The following is a 15,135-nucleotide window of genomic DNA, read 5'->3' on the forward strand; positions in this document are numbered from 1 at the left end:
CCTCTTGCTTGTTCGGTGCGGCGCGGGTGGCGCGGGTCAGAACGCCGCTTCCTGCTGGTGCGGGGGAGGGAGCGTTGTCGCGGGGCAGTGGGTCATTTCGATGTAGCGGGCGGCGCTGGTGCGGCCCCAGTCGATGAGGACGCCGCGTGCGGCGAGGGTCGGCTGTAGCCGCTTGAGCCGGTCGGAGAGCACCTTGCCGGTGGTGGGCCAGCCCTTGGGCAGGGGTCGGCACTCCTCGCCGCTGTAGAGGGTGGTGAGGCAGTGCAGCCACTCCGATGACGTCATGCGGACTTCCGCGCCCGGGTCGAGCTCGGCGGCGTGCCTGAGGACCGTCTGTGCGAGGAGGTCGCCTTCGATGACGTCGTCGTTGAGGTCGTCGAGGCTGGCCCGGTAGGCGTTGAGTGCGCCGAAGCCGGTTGCCGCGTCGAGTTGCGCGCACAGGTGGGCGAAGTCGGCCATACGCAGGTCGGTGGGGGTGTCCGCCTGCGCGGCCCGCACTTTCACCGTCAGGTCCAGCAGGGAGCCGAGGACGACCGGCAGGATCTCCGCGTACTCCGCCCACAGCTCCGCCTCGGTGCGCCGTACCCGGGGGCGTACGAGTCGGAGCGGGAGGAGGCGTTCGGCGAGGTCGGGGCGGATGACGCCGACGTCGATGCCGGTCAGGAGCATGGGGCGCCGGTAGCGGGAGCGGACGACGTCGCCGTCGGTGAAGAGCGCACGCTTGATGCTCTCGGCGCCGGTGACGATGCAGCACATGAGGTCGGACAGGTCCGGGGGCAGGTGGGAGAGGTTGTCCAGGGCGGTGACCCATCCGGCGGCCACGGCCGTGATCATGTTCTCCTCGTCCTTCGGTGCCCGGCGCAGGTCGCCACTCATCCCTTCGATGATCCGTACGAGCATCCGGCCGCCGGTGGACTTGCCCGCGCCCTGTGGCCCGGTGAGGAACGGTGCGGGGACGGGTACGGACGGCTCCAGGCAGCCGATGAGCCAGGCGAGGGCCAGGCATTCGGTCTCAGCGTTGGCGAAGTTGCACAGACGGAGCAGGAGATCGATGCCCTTGCCGTCGGTGTCCCGTGCGGGCAGCGGCAGTTCCCCCGTGAGCTGGGTGCGCCGCCAGCACACTTCCTGCGGGTCGGGGGTGAGGATGTCCCAGCCGGTGGGGTGGATACGGACGCACTGGCCGTCGTCGCGGCCCAGGTCGAGCCAGGTCGCGCCGTCAAAGCCCGGGGCAACGCGGATGTGAGTGGGCTGTACGTCCTCGGTCAGGGCGAGTGCTTCGATCAAGTCCAGCGCCTCCTTGAGTGCCGTGCCGTTGAACACGCCGACCCCGTCCTTGAAGAGGCCGACCATGAGTTCTTGCCGGTGGCTCCCGGTCGTGCCCTGGGAGCGGATCGGGCGGGCGACGGGGTGGCCGTTCTTCTGCGCGTAGACAGTGCCGTCGATGGTGCGGAAGTACCGGAAGTGCGCTTGGGCGTAGTCGGTGATGATCTGGCGGGCCGGAGTCTTCTCCTCCTCGGACATGACTCACATCCCCAGTGCGGTACGGGCGTTGGTCCACGCGTCGGTGCAGTGGCGGGCGGTTTCGCCCTTGCCCTGCGCGGCGGCGAACAACCGCGCGACGTGCGCCTCTGTGAGGCAGTCGCACCGGCCGTGCGTCGACAGCACGGCTAGGAAGGTGCGGTACACGGTGGTGTGGATGGCGCTGCGGGCCTCGGTGATGCGCTGTTCGGCCATGGCGATGCCGCGTTCCAGGTAGGCGGGCGTGCGGTGACGGCACTCCCCGCCCCCGGCCTGGGCGGGCACGGCGATGGAATGCAGCGCCGGCCGGAACGTGGCGGGTCCCTTCACGGCCAGCGCGCGCACGACCCCCGGCAATGCGGTCATGGTGCCGGTGCCGGGGCCTAGCCACCGGGCGTAGGACATCGTGGATTTGATGTCGACGGCGTCCCGTACGCCGTTGGCGGACTGCATCGTGCCCCGGTAGATCCAGTGTTCTCCGCGCGTGGTGGTCACGCTCTGGGTGGACGGCAGGACCTCGCGCGCCCACACGACCGCGGCCGGATTGTCGAGGTCCACGACGGTGAGGCCAGCGCCGCCGGGGTGGTAGGCGACCGCCGCAGCCTCGCGCCACGCCCGCGCCCACTGAGCCGAGTTGATGACGTGGGGGTCGGTGGTGGCGGCGGCCCAGCCGTGGCAGGGCGCCGGGCAGGCGCAGGAGCCCGGAGTCTTCATGTTCGGCCGACCCCCGCACGCGTTCTTGGCGCATGCCGGGCAGTTACCGAACGGCACCTTCCCCGCCCGCAGGGGCAGCACCGGCACGCCGGCCGCCGCGAGATACAGCGCGATGCGCAGGTGGCTGGTCGGGGCGAGCACTCGCCCGATACCGGTCGGTTGGGTCATGCTGGAGACCTCCACTGTTCTGTTGAGGACTGGAGACCAGGGCGGCCCGGGACTTTGCCGAGACGCGGGCCGCCCTAGGCGTAGCTACTCGCAGGTGCACTCGGGGACGTCGCCCGCTCCGGTGTCGCCGCACTGGCAGCAGTGGGCGTAGGGGTAGGGCTCGCTGCCGTCGGTGGGGTAGCAGAGCTCGCAGTCGCTGAACTCGTCGGCGAAGTCGTCGTACACGGGATGCCTTTCGGATTGATCAGCCGTGGAAGCGGTTGCGCTTGATCACGGCCTTGCGGATGTTGACCGTGGTCCCGCCGTGGTCGCGGTGACCGCTCGTGCCGAAGACCTGCACGGCGATCCAGCCGCCGAAGATGACCGCCGCCAGGATGATGAGCTGGTGGATGAACGCGGCGAGTGCTGCGATGAAAGAGGTGAGCAGGACCAGACCCCCGCACACCGCGCCGAACCCGATGCCCCCGAGCGCGATGTTCACCGCGGTCCGCGAGACGGCCGGACGCTGCTCGATGGGCGCCGGGGTGGGCGCGGGAGTGAGGGCGTAGCCGGTGACGACCCGGCCGTCGGGCAGCACGATGCTCTGCACCGTCGGCGGCGGGCCCGGCTGCACCGGCACGAGGGGCGCGGCGGGCGCGTGCAGGGTGATCGGTTGGGGATGGTGGACTTCGACGGCTCCGGGCTGTTCGGGGTAGGTCACGAAGGTTCCCTTCGGGACGGCCGCGGGCCCGCCCGTGGGCGTGCGTGGGTGGGCCCGCGTGTGGGTGTCAGGCGGGTGTCAGGGGTGTCAGGCGGGGGGCGTCACGCGTTTCTGACACCGGGTTTGCCTAGGGGTTTGGGTGTCAGGCGGGCGTGACGGTGTCAGGTGTCAGGCGGCCGTCAGGGCGGGCACGATGCGCCACCGGCCGGTCTGGTTGGTCGCTTCCAGGCGGCCTTCCTGGTAGGCCTCCTTGAGCTGAGCGGAGACCCACGGGCGGGAGAGGTTGTTGCGCTCGCACCAGTTCTTGAAGTCGACCGGACCCACGATCATCTGACCGTTGGACTCGAACTCCTCCAGCGCCTGAGCGAACAGCCGTCGGGCCTCCTCGGGGGACGGCTTGCGGCCGGTCTCCTGCCCGAAGATCGGGGTGTCGTCGCCCTGCTCGGCGTTGGGGAGTTCGGCCTCCGGGTCGATGTCGGCGTCTTCGGGGTCGACCAGCAGACCGGCGGGCTCCATGGCGTCGTCCTCCTCGTCTTTCACCGCGTGCAGTGGCGCGGGCTGCTCGGTGCCTGCCGCGGTCCGGCCGGTGTAGGCGCGGCCGGCGACGCTGGACGCGGCCCCGGCGGTGACCGGGTCCGCGGAGGCACCGTTGCGCTGCGCCCACTGGGCCAGCACCTCCATGCCCGGTGTGGCCCGGTGGCTGAACCGGAAGGTACGGCCCGGGGAGGCGTAGCGGTCCTCGGGGATACCGGGGGCGACGGTGTAGCAGTAGCCAGGCCGCCGGTTGCCCCACGCCCCCGGGTGCGCGCCCGCGGCCAGGACCTCGTCGGGCAGTACGAACCCCTCGTCGCGCGGGTCGCATCCCAGCGCGATGACGGACGGGAGGGAGGCCCGGGTGGAGGTGGACATCTGGTCGTAGGACGGCCGCTGAAGCGACACGATCAGCGAGACACCCGCGGACCGGGCTTCCTGCGCAATGCCGGTGAACGCGTCGTCTCCCATCTTGCGCAGAGTGTTCGCGGCCTCCTCGAACCAGGTGACCAGGAACGGCATCCCGGGGCAGCCACACGGCCGGCCGTCCGAACGGCACGCGTGCTTGCTACTGGTCTGCTGCTCCGCAGCCTCAGGTACCCACTGGCGGTAGCCGTGGGCACCCAGCCACCGCGTACGGGCCGGGATGACGGCCTCGACGGCAGCGACCATGACCTCCGTCGGCGTCCCGCCCTCCGCTGCCCAGTCGATACCGGGCAGCAGGGGGCGGAAGTCCTGGAACGCCTTGGGGTCGGAAAACCAGACGATGACGTCCCGGCGGGAGAGGATCTCCGTCTGAAGGTTCAGGGCAGTCTCGCCCTTGCCGGAGCCGGTGCCGCCCGCTACCAGGACGTGGGTGGAGTTGCGGCCTGCCTCCGGGTCACCGGGGAGCCAGACCACGAGCGGGGAGCCGTCGTCGTAGCGGCCGATGACCAGGGGTTCGGCGATCGAGCCGCCCAGGTTCGACGGGCCCTCCCACTCCACCACTTCGGCCAGCATGTCCTCGGGGACGATGATCAGTTCCCCGCGGCGGCTGGAGGAGGGGTCGGGGTTGTAGCGGACCGCGGACGTGGGCAGGTCCAGGGCGGACGCGATCCGCCCCAGGCTCTTGGTCACGTCGTCGTTAGTCTGCTCCCCGGCCTCCACCGCGAGCGGGGCGGTGACCCGGTTCGGCTCGACCTTCGCCGCCCCGAGCTGGGCACGGGCCAGACCCACCTTCTCCAGCAGCCCCTTGTCCGAGCTTTCGCCGGCCGCGTCCGGGGTGTGCCGCAGTACGAGGCGGACGTTCCAGGACAGGGCCAGGGCGGGCCCGACCATCAGGTAGAGGTCACCGACCGGATTAGCGGTCGGCCCGGCGAGGCAGGCTGCGGTCAGCCAGGCAGAGCCCGCGGCCACGGTGATGGCTGAGTGCAGGCGCCGCTGCTGGCTGGTGTTCTTCCCGATCAGCCAGGTGGCACTGGTCAGCACCACCGAGCTGAGGGTGAGGCCTACGGCCGCGGGTGCGCTGTCGGCCCACCGCAGGTGACCCAGCGCCGCGGCCAGGCCGGTACCGGCCCAGCCCAGCCACGGGGGGATGTGCGGCTTGGCCCGGTGCAGCAGGTACTTGCCCACCCCGCCCGCATCGGAGCCGCCCCTAAGCTGAAGTTCCAGCAGCTCAGCAAGCTGGTGCTGTGCGTCGCGCTCAACCATCGAACGATCCCCCTTTCTTACTGCTGAGCCCAGTTCATGACCGGCTGCTGCGGCCTGCGGGCGCGGTGACGGACGCGGTTGATCTCTTCCTCGTACTGCTGCTGAAAGGTCGAGTAGCAGGCCGCGGCGTTCTTCGCGGCGTCCCGCAACGCGTCAGCGGACTTCTGCATCTTGCGGGCCACCTTCGCGGCGCGAGCCCTAGAGCCGAACGCGCGCCCCTCCGGGTCCGGGACCGCAGCGAGCACGCCCTTCATGATCTCCGCACCCATGGCCACTTCGATGGACAGCGTCACGGCCGCCGCGCGCAGGGTGTTGCAGTACTGCCGCACCTGCGCCGGGGAGCCGAACTCCGGGGCCGGGAGCAGGGATTCAGCGCGCGAGCCACCACCGCGGCCGCCACGGCCGCCGGGGGCGCCGGAGCCGTTGGTGGTCTTGTTGCCCGCGCTGACGTTGATGGTGAACCCGGGCGCGAAAGATGCGCCGAAGTTCTTGCTGTTCACCGCGCCCTTGGCGTAGGAGCCGTTGGCTCCGTCGATGAACGGCCGGCCTGCGTGCTGAGCCTCCCGGTAGCGCCGGTTGGCGGTCCGGTTGGCGGATCCGTTGTCAGCCATCTAGCGATCTCCTCGGGTCAGCGGGAACGGACGATGAGCCACGCGGTCTGCGCGACCAGCCAGGCAAGAAGCCAGATCAGCGGCAGCGGGCCCGCCAGCGGCCCGAACCCGGCCGCCAGCGCCACCCACGCGAACCCGACCGTGGCGAGCAGGGCGAGACCGGCCCGCCAGACGACTGCGGCAGTGCGCGCCGGTCGGCGGCGCTGGACGACGCCGAACCACAGCAACGGGGCCGCGGCCAGGGGCGCGAGCAGCAGACCGGACCACCAGGCAATGGCGTGCAGGATCGCGGTCAGCGGCCACGCCAGCACGGCCAGGAACGTGGGAGCGAGCGCGCCGCGGAAACGCCACAGCACGCGACCCAGGAAGCCGAGCGCTTCGCGGGTCAGGGAGTCGCGCTCCGGGACGACGACGATGAACGGCTGAGCAGAGCGGCGTCCGCGCTGGCGCGGCAGGCGGACAGTGTGGATGCCCGCGGCCGTCTTCATGCCGCGGGTACGGGTACGACTGGACACAGCCAGACTCCTTGGACAGAGAAGGAGAGGTGAAAGAGAAGTGCTGTGCAGGTCAGGCCGCGGCCTGCTCGTCGGGGTAGGCGCACGGGACGCACATCCCGAGCGCGGCGGGGATGACGTAGCCGGCGTCGGTACGGCACTGCGGGCAGGTGCGGCGAGCCTGATTTGCTTTGGCCAGCGCCGCCCGCTTGGCCGGCGTCATCGGCCGCACCGGCTTCGCGGCGTCGACGCGGTAGAGGTAGGCCACCAGCGGGCCGCGCCGACGGCGCGGACGCTCGATCTGCGCGGCCACCTCCTGACCACCCGGCCGCAGCCCCCTCGCACGCAGTTGGCGCAGGGTGGCCAGACCGTCAGGGGCGAGCCGCCAGGGATAGACGGGTATGGCGGCCATCAGCGGCCCGCGGTGGCCAGCTCAGCGCCACCCGCAGCCGGGTCGCGGTGCTCGGCGTAGACGTGCGACATAGTCGGCCCCCGCTCAGCCGGCGATCGCGGTGGGGAAGCCAGCCAGGTACGGCTCACGCGCCTTCACCCGGCCCCGGGCCGTGCGCGCCGTCGACTCCGACGCGCCCAACCCCGCAGCCGCCATCGCCTGCGTCATCCGCGCGGTACTCGGCTGCGTGAACTCCGTCCCGTACAGGGCCCGCACCAACTGGTCGACCCGGTTGGGGTAGACCACGGGCGTGCACAGCTCGACGGCCGTCGACGACGCGGTGACGGGGGCCGGATCCGTGGCGACGGGCGTCAACAGTTCCCCGGCTTCCGGCACCAGCGGCGGGAGCTCCGGCAGCGGCTCAGCCGCGTCCACGGTCTCCACGGGCGCAGGGGACGCAGGTCGGTCGACGCTCACCATGACGGGCGTCGACGGTGCGTCGACGCCCGTCGGCGGGACGTCAACGCCCGTCATGGCGCGGCGTGCAAGGTAGGCGTGCACCTGCCGCATCAGCGCGCCGAACGCCAGCAGCGCAGCCACCGGAGGGACTGCGGCCACCACGTAGTTCAGGGCGCCCGCATCCTGGCCGACGCCGGCCACGTTCAGCCCGATGGAAGCGCCGTCTCCCGCGGTGACCAGCCCGATTGCCCACCAGTCGACCCGGTGAGCGAGCGAGGCACGCAGAATCAGAAGCTCGCCGATCACGATGAACAGGTCCACCGTGGCCGGCCAGGCCCAGGAACGGGCCACCGCTTCCGCCATGCCGTGCGCGGCAGCAACTTCCTGCAAGTGCTCGTACGACAGCCAGAACGCCACCGCGGTCAGCACCACCGTCAGCACACTCGCCAGCGCGGTAATCGCGCGCTCCACACCGACGGGCGTCAACGGCGCGTCGACGCCCGTCGACCGTACTTCGACGCGGGCCCCGGCACTCATGCCGCACCCGCTTCCACCGCCACCGGGACGGCAACATCGCCGTAGCCGATCAGCTCCAGCTCGACGCCCGCGTAGGCGGCCGTCGAGCGCAGAACGCGCGTCCGGCCGTCGCACTGCACGTGGAAGTCCACGTCCTGGGGAGCGATGCCCAACGCCTCACGCCACGCCTCGAAACCGGGCAGACCGGAGTGAAGCGACAGCTCCAACCGTCCCGGGAAGACGGGCGAGACGCTCACGGTCGGCGCCGGCAGGTGCCCGAAGTCCACAGCCAGCAGGCGCAGCGCCAACAGCGGCCCGGACAGGTCGTCCAGCGTCAGTCCCTCGCTCACGCCGCCTCCCCCGAGACGGCACGGTTGGCCAGCGCCGCTCGCGCGGTCAGCACCCGGTGCAGCGCATTGCGCAGCCGCCGCTTGTCCAGCTCAGTCGGCATGCGGTCCATCAGCGCGATCCGCACGTCCAGCAACTCAACCTCCGCATCGATCAGCGGCGTCTCGACAGCGATCGCGTTCAGCTCCGCGACCGTCGGCTCGCGGTCCTGCTCAGCCGAATCGATCGCGGCCAGCACAGGGAGGGGGAGAATCTTCATGGGTCGTGTTCCTCTCGAAGTGTGGAACGGCCCGAACAGCGGCTCCCGGGGTGCCACCCGGGAGCCGCGCGCCGTTGGAATCGGAAGGTTTCCGGCTCCCCGCGCTCCCGCCCGTCCGGTCCCGCACAAGGCGGCCCGTACAGGCGGGAGAGGCAGCCGGCCGTAGCTGGCCCGGGGGCCGGGTGCCGCGGCGTGGTTGTTTGAGCGCGCGGCCGGTGGCAGCGCGGTTCGTCGTTTCGGGTTGGGCAGACTGAGCCCGCGATCTTTGCCCTTGTCTCACCGCGCGATGTCGGCTCGCCCGCCCCGCAAGGACGGCATGGGAGAAGGTGCTTGCTGTTCTTCGTGCGGCAGGGCCATCAGCTTGTCGCTGTTGCCTGGTTGGCATTCCTGACGGCCGCTCTTCCCGTGTGCAGGCTGCGGTGCGTCCTCTGTGAAGTTCTCAACCAATTGCGCTGCCTTCGTACTCACCCCTGCGGGCTTTCCTCCGGGCGCTGTTTGTGCAGGTCAAGCGAGCGCAGCGGAGGAGGCGATCCGATGATTCGGGCGGCCACTCCGGCACACCCATAGACTGGACCGGTGGACCGGTCCAGTCAAGCGGGTTGCGTCCCGCCTTTAGAAGGTCGAGATTGAATTTGCAGGTCAGATACAGTGCGGGGCCGAAAAAAAAGCTGGACCGGCGGACCGGTCCAGCTCTCTTACGGCTAAGCCGCTGCTACATCGCATAGGTGTCGACCTGTTCGTAGTGGGCGGACGGCGTGACGCCTTCCTCGCAGACGAGGGGCCGGCCCTCTTGGTCGTACGCGGTATGCAGGATCACGGCAACGGCCGTTGCCTCGGTCACGGCCAGCTGCTCGGCTTCGGTCTCAGTTGCCAGGCGGACTGTGGTGACGTCCACACCCTCGACCGGGTACCGGCCGGTCTGTCGACGGACGTACCGAGTCGTTCCTTCCGCGATCGGGGCGGTCTGTGCGAGTCGAGGGGAAGCCTCCGCCACCTCGGGCGGGAACCATGCCTCTGCATAGCTGTGCGGACTCCCGTCCGGGAGCTGATGAATCCGGCGGCGACGCAGTGCGACCGCCCCGGAGTCCAGCCGTAGGGCTGCTGCCACGCTCGCGGGAGGCACAGCCCAGTCGGGCTCGCCGAGACGCTGGAAGGGCATGCCTCCGGAGATGCGAGCCGAGCCAGCCCGTCGGGCACCCGCAGGTCGGGCGACGGGTGTTTCTGTCACCACGAAGCCGGTGCCTTGTTTGGCTACGACGACGCCATCATTACGTAGCACGTCCAACGCTTTCACGGTCGTCGCGCGCGACACTGACCACTGTTCGGCCAGGTCACGCCCGGACGGCAGGGTTTCGCCTGGCCCGAACTCGCCGGCCGCGATACGTGCGCGCAGCGACTCCGCGATCTCTTCGTACTTCAGTAGAGCCATTAGCTTCCCCTCTGCCCCATGGTGGACTGGTCCACCGGTACACCATACTGCTGCCATGTCGAAACCCGCTTTGGCTCCTTCAGTCCTGAGCTTCTACAGCGAGACCGTCGATGAGAGCCGTCGCCTTAGCCGATCAGCAGACGGACGCCTGGAACTGGCGCGGACCCAGGAGCTGCTTCGTCGCTTCCTGCCGCCAGCACCGGCGACCGTGCTCGACGTGGGGGGCGGGGCTGGAGTGCACGCCGAGTGGCTCGTGAAGGACGGGTACACGGTGTCTCTGGTCGACCCTGTTCCGCGCCATGTCGAACAGGCGTCCGTCATCTGCTCGGCGTCCGTGGGGGATGCGCGGGCGCTGGACGCGAGCGACGGCAGCTATGACGTCGTACAGCTGCTCGGCCCGCTCTATCACCTGCCTGATCCGGCAGATCGCCGTAAGGCACTCTCGGAAGCTAAGCGGGTTGTGAAGCCGGGCGGGCTTGTCGCCGCAGCAGCAATCAACCGCTATGCGTCATTGTTCGAGCACGTTACGTATGCCCATCTGCACACTGAGCGCATGCAGGAACCCGTGGCCAAGATTCTCCGAACCGCAGTGCACGAGGGCGCTCACTTCACCTTGGCCTACTTCCATCGAGCCGAAGAGCTCGCCGAAGAGCTTCGGGAGTCTGGTCTCACCGACGTTCAGGTCTTCGGGATCGAAGGGCCGGCCTGGTCCCTCGTCAAGGCTGTCGAGCAGCAGCCCGGCGACGGGCCTACCGATGACCTGATCGCCTCAGCCATAGCTGCCGCGCGGATGGCCGAGCCGTACCCGGAGTTGCTCGCTGCCAGCTCGCACCTTCTCGCGGTCGGCCGGGCGCCGGTCAACGACCGTGCTGACGGCAGCGCTTGACGGCAACAGGGTCCCGCGCGCTGGTCTCACTTGGGTCTCAGTCGGCACCCGATCCACTGTCGTCCACGATCCCATCGAGCACACCCCTGGACTGAGCGCCACCATGGTTCCGTGTGGCCCCGCAGGGCCATACAAGTTTCCCTGCTGCATCAAGGCTCGCTTCGCTCGCTGGTCCGGCGGTCAACGGCGCTCTTGGACCATCGCCAACCCGACCGCCGCATCCTCCGCTCAAGCGCATCAACGGCCGCTCCCGGCCCGCCTGCCACCGCCACCACGATCCGGCCTCAGGAAGGGAAAAACGCAACAGCAGCTCGCCCCCAACGCCCCGCTACCGGGACAACCGCGCACCCCCTTCCACCCGGTTGCCTACTTCCGGTAGGTCGGATCAAAACCCGAGGGCCGCGCCGCCTCACCTGTCTTCGCCACCGGCCGCACGTCGCCGCCCGTCCGTCGCCGCACGCAGCGGCCACATTCCAATACGGGCACGGGGACGAACAGTGATCCCCAACGGTGCAGGTCAAAGACGCATTGTGTCACCGAAAGAGGCCGGATCGTGGTGGCGGTGGCAAGCGAGCCGACGCTGCCAGATGCGCTCTCGTTCGTACGGCCCGCTGATCCACGCACCAGGCCACAGGCCGGACGGCGGGCGCGGCCATGAGAGGAGGAGAACCCCTCTGTGGTTGGGGCGGTCGGCTCCGCGACTTTAGCCAGCCACTTTGGCGCGAGCCTCGAAGATCATGGCCCCAACGTCGTGCTTTACCGGGCAGGTCCACAGACTGCCCGACGCGCCGGAAGCTTAGGGGGCCATGATCACTCGCGCCAAAACAGCTCCCGGCCAAAGTCGCTACGCCGACCGCGCGTGTCAGTGGCCGGCCGTAGCCTTCGGTCATGCATAGAGGGGCAATCACACGGGAGTCAGTGCTCAACGCCATTGCGGAGCATGACGAGTTGGGTCGCGAAGCGTTCCTAGAGACGTACCACTTCGGCAAGGCTCGTTCGTACATTCTCGTGCACGAGGGGCGGGAGTACGACTCAAAGGCGATCGCCGGAGTGGCGCACAAGTGGGACCAGGGGCGAGCACTGGCACCCGGCGAGTTCAGCGGCGGGAAGGATCACGCGGCCGCATGGTTGAAGCGCCTCGGCTTCCAGGTCAAGGCCGTCCAGAATCCCGACTGGGCACGTGACGAGATCATCCTTGCATGCGACCTCGTCATGACGAACGGCTGGAAGGGACTGGACGCGCAGGACAGCCGGGTCGTCGAGCTGTCGGCCCTGCTCCAGCTCCTGCCCATCCATGCGGACGCGGACCGCAACGAGACGTTTCGTAACCCCAACGGCGTAGCCCGTAAGACCTTCGACATTGCTACCCGGCACCCCGACTACCGCGGTAAGCCCACAAAGGGCGGTGCCCTCGATGTTGAAGTCCTGCACGAGTTCCTTACACGTCCGGACCAGATGACCGAGGTAGCGCACCTCATCCGAGAGGGCATCAGCACTGGCGAGCTTCAAGATCTAATCCAGGCCGACGACGAGGAGCTTGACGATGACTTCAGCGCACCCGAAGGACGGTTGCTCCTGCGCCGGCATAGGGCGCGAGAGCGGAACAGGGGACTGCGTAAGAAGAAGATCGAGTCGGTTCTTCGAAGGGGCGGCACCCTGGCATGTGAGGCATGTGGATTCGACTTCGAGGAGGTCTACGGCGACCGCGGAGCCGGCTACGTCGAGTGCCACCACGTCGTCCCTCTACACGAAGCTGGCGAAGGAAAGACCAAGCTCAGCGACCTAGCCCTCATCTGCGCGAACTGCCATCGCATGATCCATCGTCGTGCACCCTGGCCCATGCCCGCGGAACTGAAGGCCGCCATTGAACGCCGCCGCGGATCACAGCTGAGCGGTGCCACCGTCATCGGGCAGCAGCGATGCGAGACCGCGGCGCCTTCGGTCGGGCAGCCCCCCGGGCCCTCAGCACACGGGCGCACCTGACGTCCGTGTGCTGACATCAACAACCACGGACGAGGGCAGACAGTGACGGCTCCGTACGACTATCGGCACAGGCCAGTGAGGTGTTTCACCTGGACCTTCGCCACCGCATCGAGGGTGACCCGATGTGATCGTAACTGACAGAGGATGACCGTGAGTTACTCCGAACTGGACCGTTTCTGATAGTCAGTTGAAGAGTGGATATGACGGGTGGTTACATACCGCTGCGCCGCCATCCCTTCAGGTCCCCTTTGGACCGATTCCCTAGTGCGGTGCAGAAGCGAGGGACGCCTGCCATGGCGAAGAAGTACCGCTACGAGTTGCCCGAGCACCCCGTTGACTACGGAGTGCGGGTCAAGGCCACCGACTTGAAGATCGAACCCGAGGCCCAGCGAACGCTCAACCCGGCGCGCGCCAAGGCGATCGCCGCCGACATCAAGCCTCATGCACTCGGATCGATCATCGTCTCTCAGCGGAAGAACGGCGATCTGTACATCGTGGACGGGCAGCACCGTCGCGAAGCCTGCAAGATCGCAGGCATCGAAACCCTGATGGCCGAGGTGCACCGCGGACTCACGATCCAGGAAGAGGCCACCCTGTTCCTGATCAAGAACCGGGAAGCCTCCAAGACCAACGCTCACGACGAGTACCGCATCGGGTTGACGGCTGGGCTCCCGCTCTTCGTCGACACCGAACAGGTCATCGCCTCCCACAACCTGAAGATCGGCAGCACTTCGTCCCACCAGATCGGGGCTGTCCAGGGGATCCTTGCGATCACCGACCGCTATGGTCCGGATGTCCTGGACGACGTGCTCACGGTCGCCGAGACGGCCTACGGCCGTACCGCGGAGACGTGGGACGGGATCATCATTGGCGGCCTGGGTGAGTTCATCGGTCGGCACCGCAATGTCATCGACACACCGGCTGCTCTCGAAGAGCTGGCCCGCAAGATGGGTAAGCGGTCTTCGGCGGCTCGGCTGATCGGAGACGCACGCAGTTTTGCGACGGGCTACGGCGCGAAGGCGGACGGGACCGGGTCCAGGAAGATGGCAGCGTATCGCCTGATCGTGGAAGACGTCTGGAACAAGGGCCGGCGCAAGAACCGGATCGAGATCCACTAGAGTGACCGCCCCGTCCTGGCAGTGCTAGGCGAGGCGAGGCTCAGCGAGGTTGGGGGCTCACCTTCGAGTGGGCCCCTTTCTCTTACTTGCGGTACACCAGCGAAGTACAGCAGCTACGACGACCACAGGTGACCGCCCTAGGTCGCCAACACCCGAGTGGCCAGCGCCGGAGACCTCAGCGACCTCCCCGCCCTTAGTGCGAATCGACGGGCCAGGCGTAGCAAGCCGGCGACGTGCACACCCATGAGACCCGCAGCTAAGCGCCTCTTTCATTCTCCCACCCCGTAAAAATTGACACCGTTTCTCCTCGGCGTGAGCCTGGTTTAGCCCGCCCTCAGTCGGCGCCCAGGAGGCCATGGTGGCAGGATTCTGCAGCTCTTACGTGACATGGATCTATAATGAGACGTCCGATTGGGCGACGTGGGAACCGGGTGATCGAGTAGATCTCGGCGATATCGGTTACTTTGATCGCTCGCTAAAATTTACAAAAACTGACACTTCCGCCAATCTACTTGGCACACCACCTCAGGTTATTCAGGTGCAAAAGGTGGGCAGCCGCATTCACTACAGCTCTCGCTACTTCTCTGTCACCTCAAACACGGCAACAGGGGCTCCTGGGGGCGCTGCAGAAGTGACATTTAGCCTCAAGAAGGGTGAGGGCCACGTCTTGCAGATCCGCCAGGGGGTTTGCGAAGGGGTGGACAACGAGGCGGATATGCTTGACGCAGCAAAGTCTGCCATTTCCGTTGGCGATTGGTGCCTGGCATGGGTTTTGGTCTGCGAGCGAAAGAAGGTTGATGGCGGTTTTGCCGCAGCATGCAAAGGCAACGGAACAAGCTTCACCATGCAGGCAACTGCACCTATTATGCAGGGGTCGCTGGCAAATGTCGGATTGCAGCTCGTAAAAAGCGACGGCCAAGTGAACCACTGGGGATTCACGAAGGGTAGTACGCCTATTTTTGATCGAGTATGGCGGGTTCGCCCAGAGGTGATTGATCGACTGTACGGAGATAACTCCCAGTGGGTTTCGGCCGATAAACTCTATTACCGGCCCAGTCACTCTCGCTTGTCACCGAGTGACATTACTAATATGAGGCGCGGCGAGCTTTTTGAGACCGGGTTTTCAATCTCCAGCATTTACACTGCGCGGTAGTCGGTCTCGCGCAGAGCTCACCAGAAGTTTGCCGATGGCGAGGCCTCGGTCACAGAGCCCAGCAACTAGCAGACCTCGCTGTGCGAGGCGGGGACTCGCACACCTCGATCTGCTTCGCACATCTCACAAAGAATGTTGTAAGCATCAGGACAGCCGACGTCCGCCATC

General features: G+C 67.8%; 16 protein-coding genes. 4 read left to right on the forward strand and 12 right to left on the reverse strand.

Annotated features, from left to right (window positions below; translation table 11 throughout):
• Positions 1-36: 36 nt before the first annotated feature.
• The 12 genes from AC4OXY_RS18940 to AC4OXY_RS18995 all read right to left on the reverse strand — a co-directional run bounded on the left by AC4OXY_RS18940 (position 37) and on the right by AC4OXY_RS18995 (position 9,827).
• Entirely contained in the window at positions 37-1,521 is a 1,485-nt protein-coding gene (locus AC4OXY_RS18940) for an AICE element replication initiation protein (protein WP_491994260.1), read from the reverse strand.
• Positions 1,522-1,524: 3 nt separating this feature from the next.
• A complete protein-coding gene (locus tag AC4OXY_RS18945) occupies positions 1,525-2,400 on the reverse strand; it encodes a bifunctional DNA primase/polymerase (protein WP_491994261.1) in 876 nt (291 codons plus the stop codon).
• Positions 2,401-2,484: 84 nt separating this feature from the next.
• The gene (locus AC4OXY_RS18950; protein ID WP_491994262.1) at positions 2,485-2,625 is read right to left on the reverse strand and encodes a hypothetical protein; all 141 of its coding nucleotides are present in this window, start codon (positions 2,623-2,625) and stop codon (positions 2,485-2,487) included.
• 19 nt (positions 2,626-2,644) lie between these two features.
• Entirely contained in the window at positions 2,645-3,100 is a 456-nt protein-coding gene (locus AC4OXY_RS18955) for a hypothetical protein (protein WP_491994263.1), read from the reverse strand.
• A 168-nt stretch (positions 3,101-3,268) separates the two neighbouring features.
• Positions 3,269-5,320: a plasmid transfer protein TraB gene (traB, locus tag AC4OXY_RS18960; protein WP_491994264.1), complete on the reverse strand. Its 2,052-nt coding sequence runs from the start codon at positions 5,318-5,320 to the stop codon at positions 3,269-3,271.
• Between the two features lie 17 nt (positions 5,321-5,337).
• Entirely contained in the window at positions 5,338-5,931 is a 594-nt protein-coding gene (gene traA, locus AC4OXY_RS18965) for a plasmid transfer protein TraA (RefSeq protein ID WP_491994265.1), read from the reverse strand.
• Between the two features lie 17 nt (positions 5,932-5,948).
• Complete coding sequence (locus AC4OXY_RS18970; protein ID WP_491994266.1) at positions 5,949-6,446, reverse strand: hypothetical protein; 498 nt, start codon at positions 6,444-6,446, stop codon at positions 5,949-5,951.
• Between the two features lie 52 nt (positions 6,447-6,498).
• Positions 6,499-6,837, reverse strand: coding sequence for an RRQRL motif-containing zinc-binding protein (locus tag AC4OXY_RS18975; protein WP_491994267.1), 339 nt, complete (start codon positions 6,835-6,837; stop codon positions 6,499-6,501).
• A gap of 84 nt (positions 6,838-6,921) precedes the next feature.
• Positions 6,922-7,812 (reverse strand): DUF2637 domain-containing protein, encoded by an 891-nt coding sequence (locus tag AC4OXY_RS18980; RefSeq protein WP_491994268.1) that lies wholly within the window; start codon positions 7,810-7,812, stop codon positions 6,922-6,924.
• Complete coding sequence (locus AC4OXY_RS18985; RefSeq protein ID WP_491994269.1) at positions 7,809-8,141, reverse strand: hypothetical protein; 333 nt, start codon at positions 8,139-8,141, stop codon at positions 7,809-7,811. The genes AC4OXY_RS18980 and AC4OXY_RS18985 overlap by 4 nt, the downstream gene beginning before the upstream one ends.
• Positions 8,138-8,398, reverse strand: coding sequence for a DUF6284 family protein (locus AC4OXY_RS18990; protein ID WP_491994270.1), 261 nt, complete (start codon positions 8,396-8,398; stop codon positions 8,138-8,140). Before AC4OXY_RS18990 ends, AC4OXY_RS18985 begins: the two co-directional genes overlap by 4 nt.
• Positions 8,399-9,110: 712 nt before the next feature.
• Positions 9,111-9,827 carry a GntR family transcriptional regulator gene (locus AC4OXY_RS18995; RefSeq protein ID WP_491994271.1) on the reverse strand — a complete coding sequence of 239 codons (717 nt, stop codon included), beginning with the start codon at positions 9,825-9,827 and terminating at the stop codon, positions 9,111-9,113.
• A gap of 55 nt (positions 9,828-9,882) precedes the next feature.
• Here AC4OXY_RS18995 and AC4OXY_RS19000 point away from each other — a divergent pair, with 55 nt between their 5' ends.
• The 4 genes from AC4OXY_RS19000 (at position 9,883) to AC4OXY_RS19015 (ending at position 14,967) form a co-directional block, all read left to right on the forward strand.
• Entirely contained in the window at positions 9,883-10,713 is an 831-nt protein-coding gene (locus AC4OXY_RS19000; protein ID WP_491994272.1) for a class I SAM-dependent methyltransferase, read from the forward strand.
• Between the two features lie 888 nt (positions 10,714-11,601).
• Complete coding sequence (locus AC4OXY_RS19005) at positions 11,602-12,696, forward strand: HNH endonuclease (protein ID WP_491994273.1); 1,095 nt, start codon at positions 11,602-11,604, stop codon at positions 12,694-12,696.
• 293 nt (positions 12,697-12,989) lie between these two features.
• Positions 12,990-13,814, forward strand: coding sequence for a DUF6551 family protein (locus AC4OXY_RS19010; RefSeq protein WP_491994274.1), 825 nt, complete (start codon positions 12,990-12,992; stop codon positions 13,812-13,814).
• Between the two features lie 355 nt (positions 13,815-14,169).
• A complete protein-coding gene (locus AC4OXY_RS19015) occupies positions 14,170-14,967 on the forward strand; it encodes a hypothetical protein (RefSeq protein WP_491994275.1) in 798 nt (265 codons plus the stop codon).
• The last annotated feature ends 168 nt before the right edge of the window (positions 14,968-15,135 follow it).

This window comes from Streptomyces sp. HUAS MG56 (assembly GCF_058673395.1).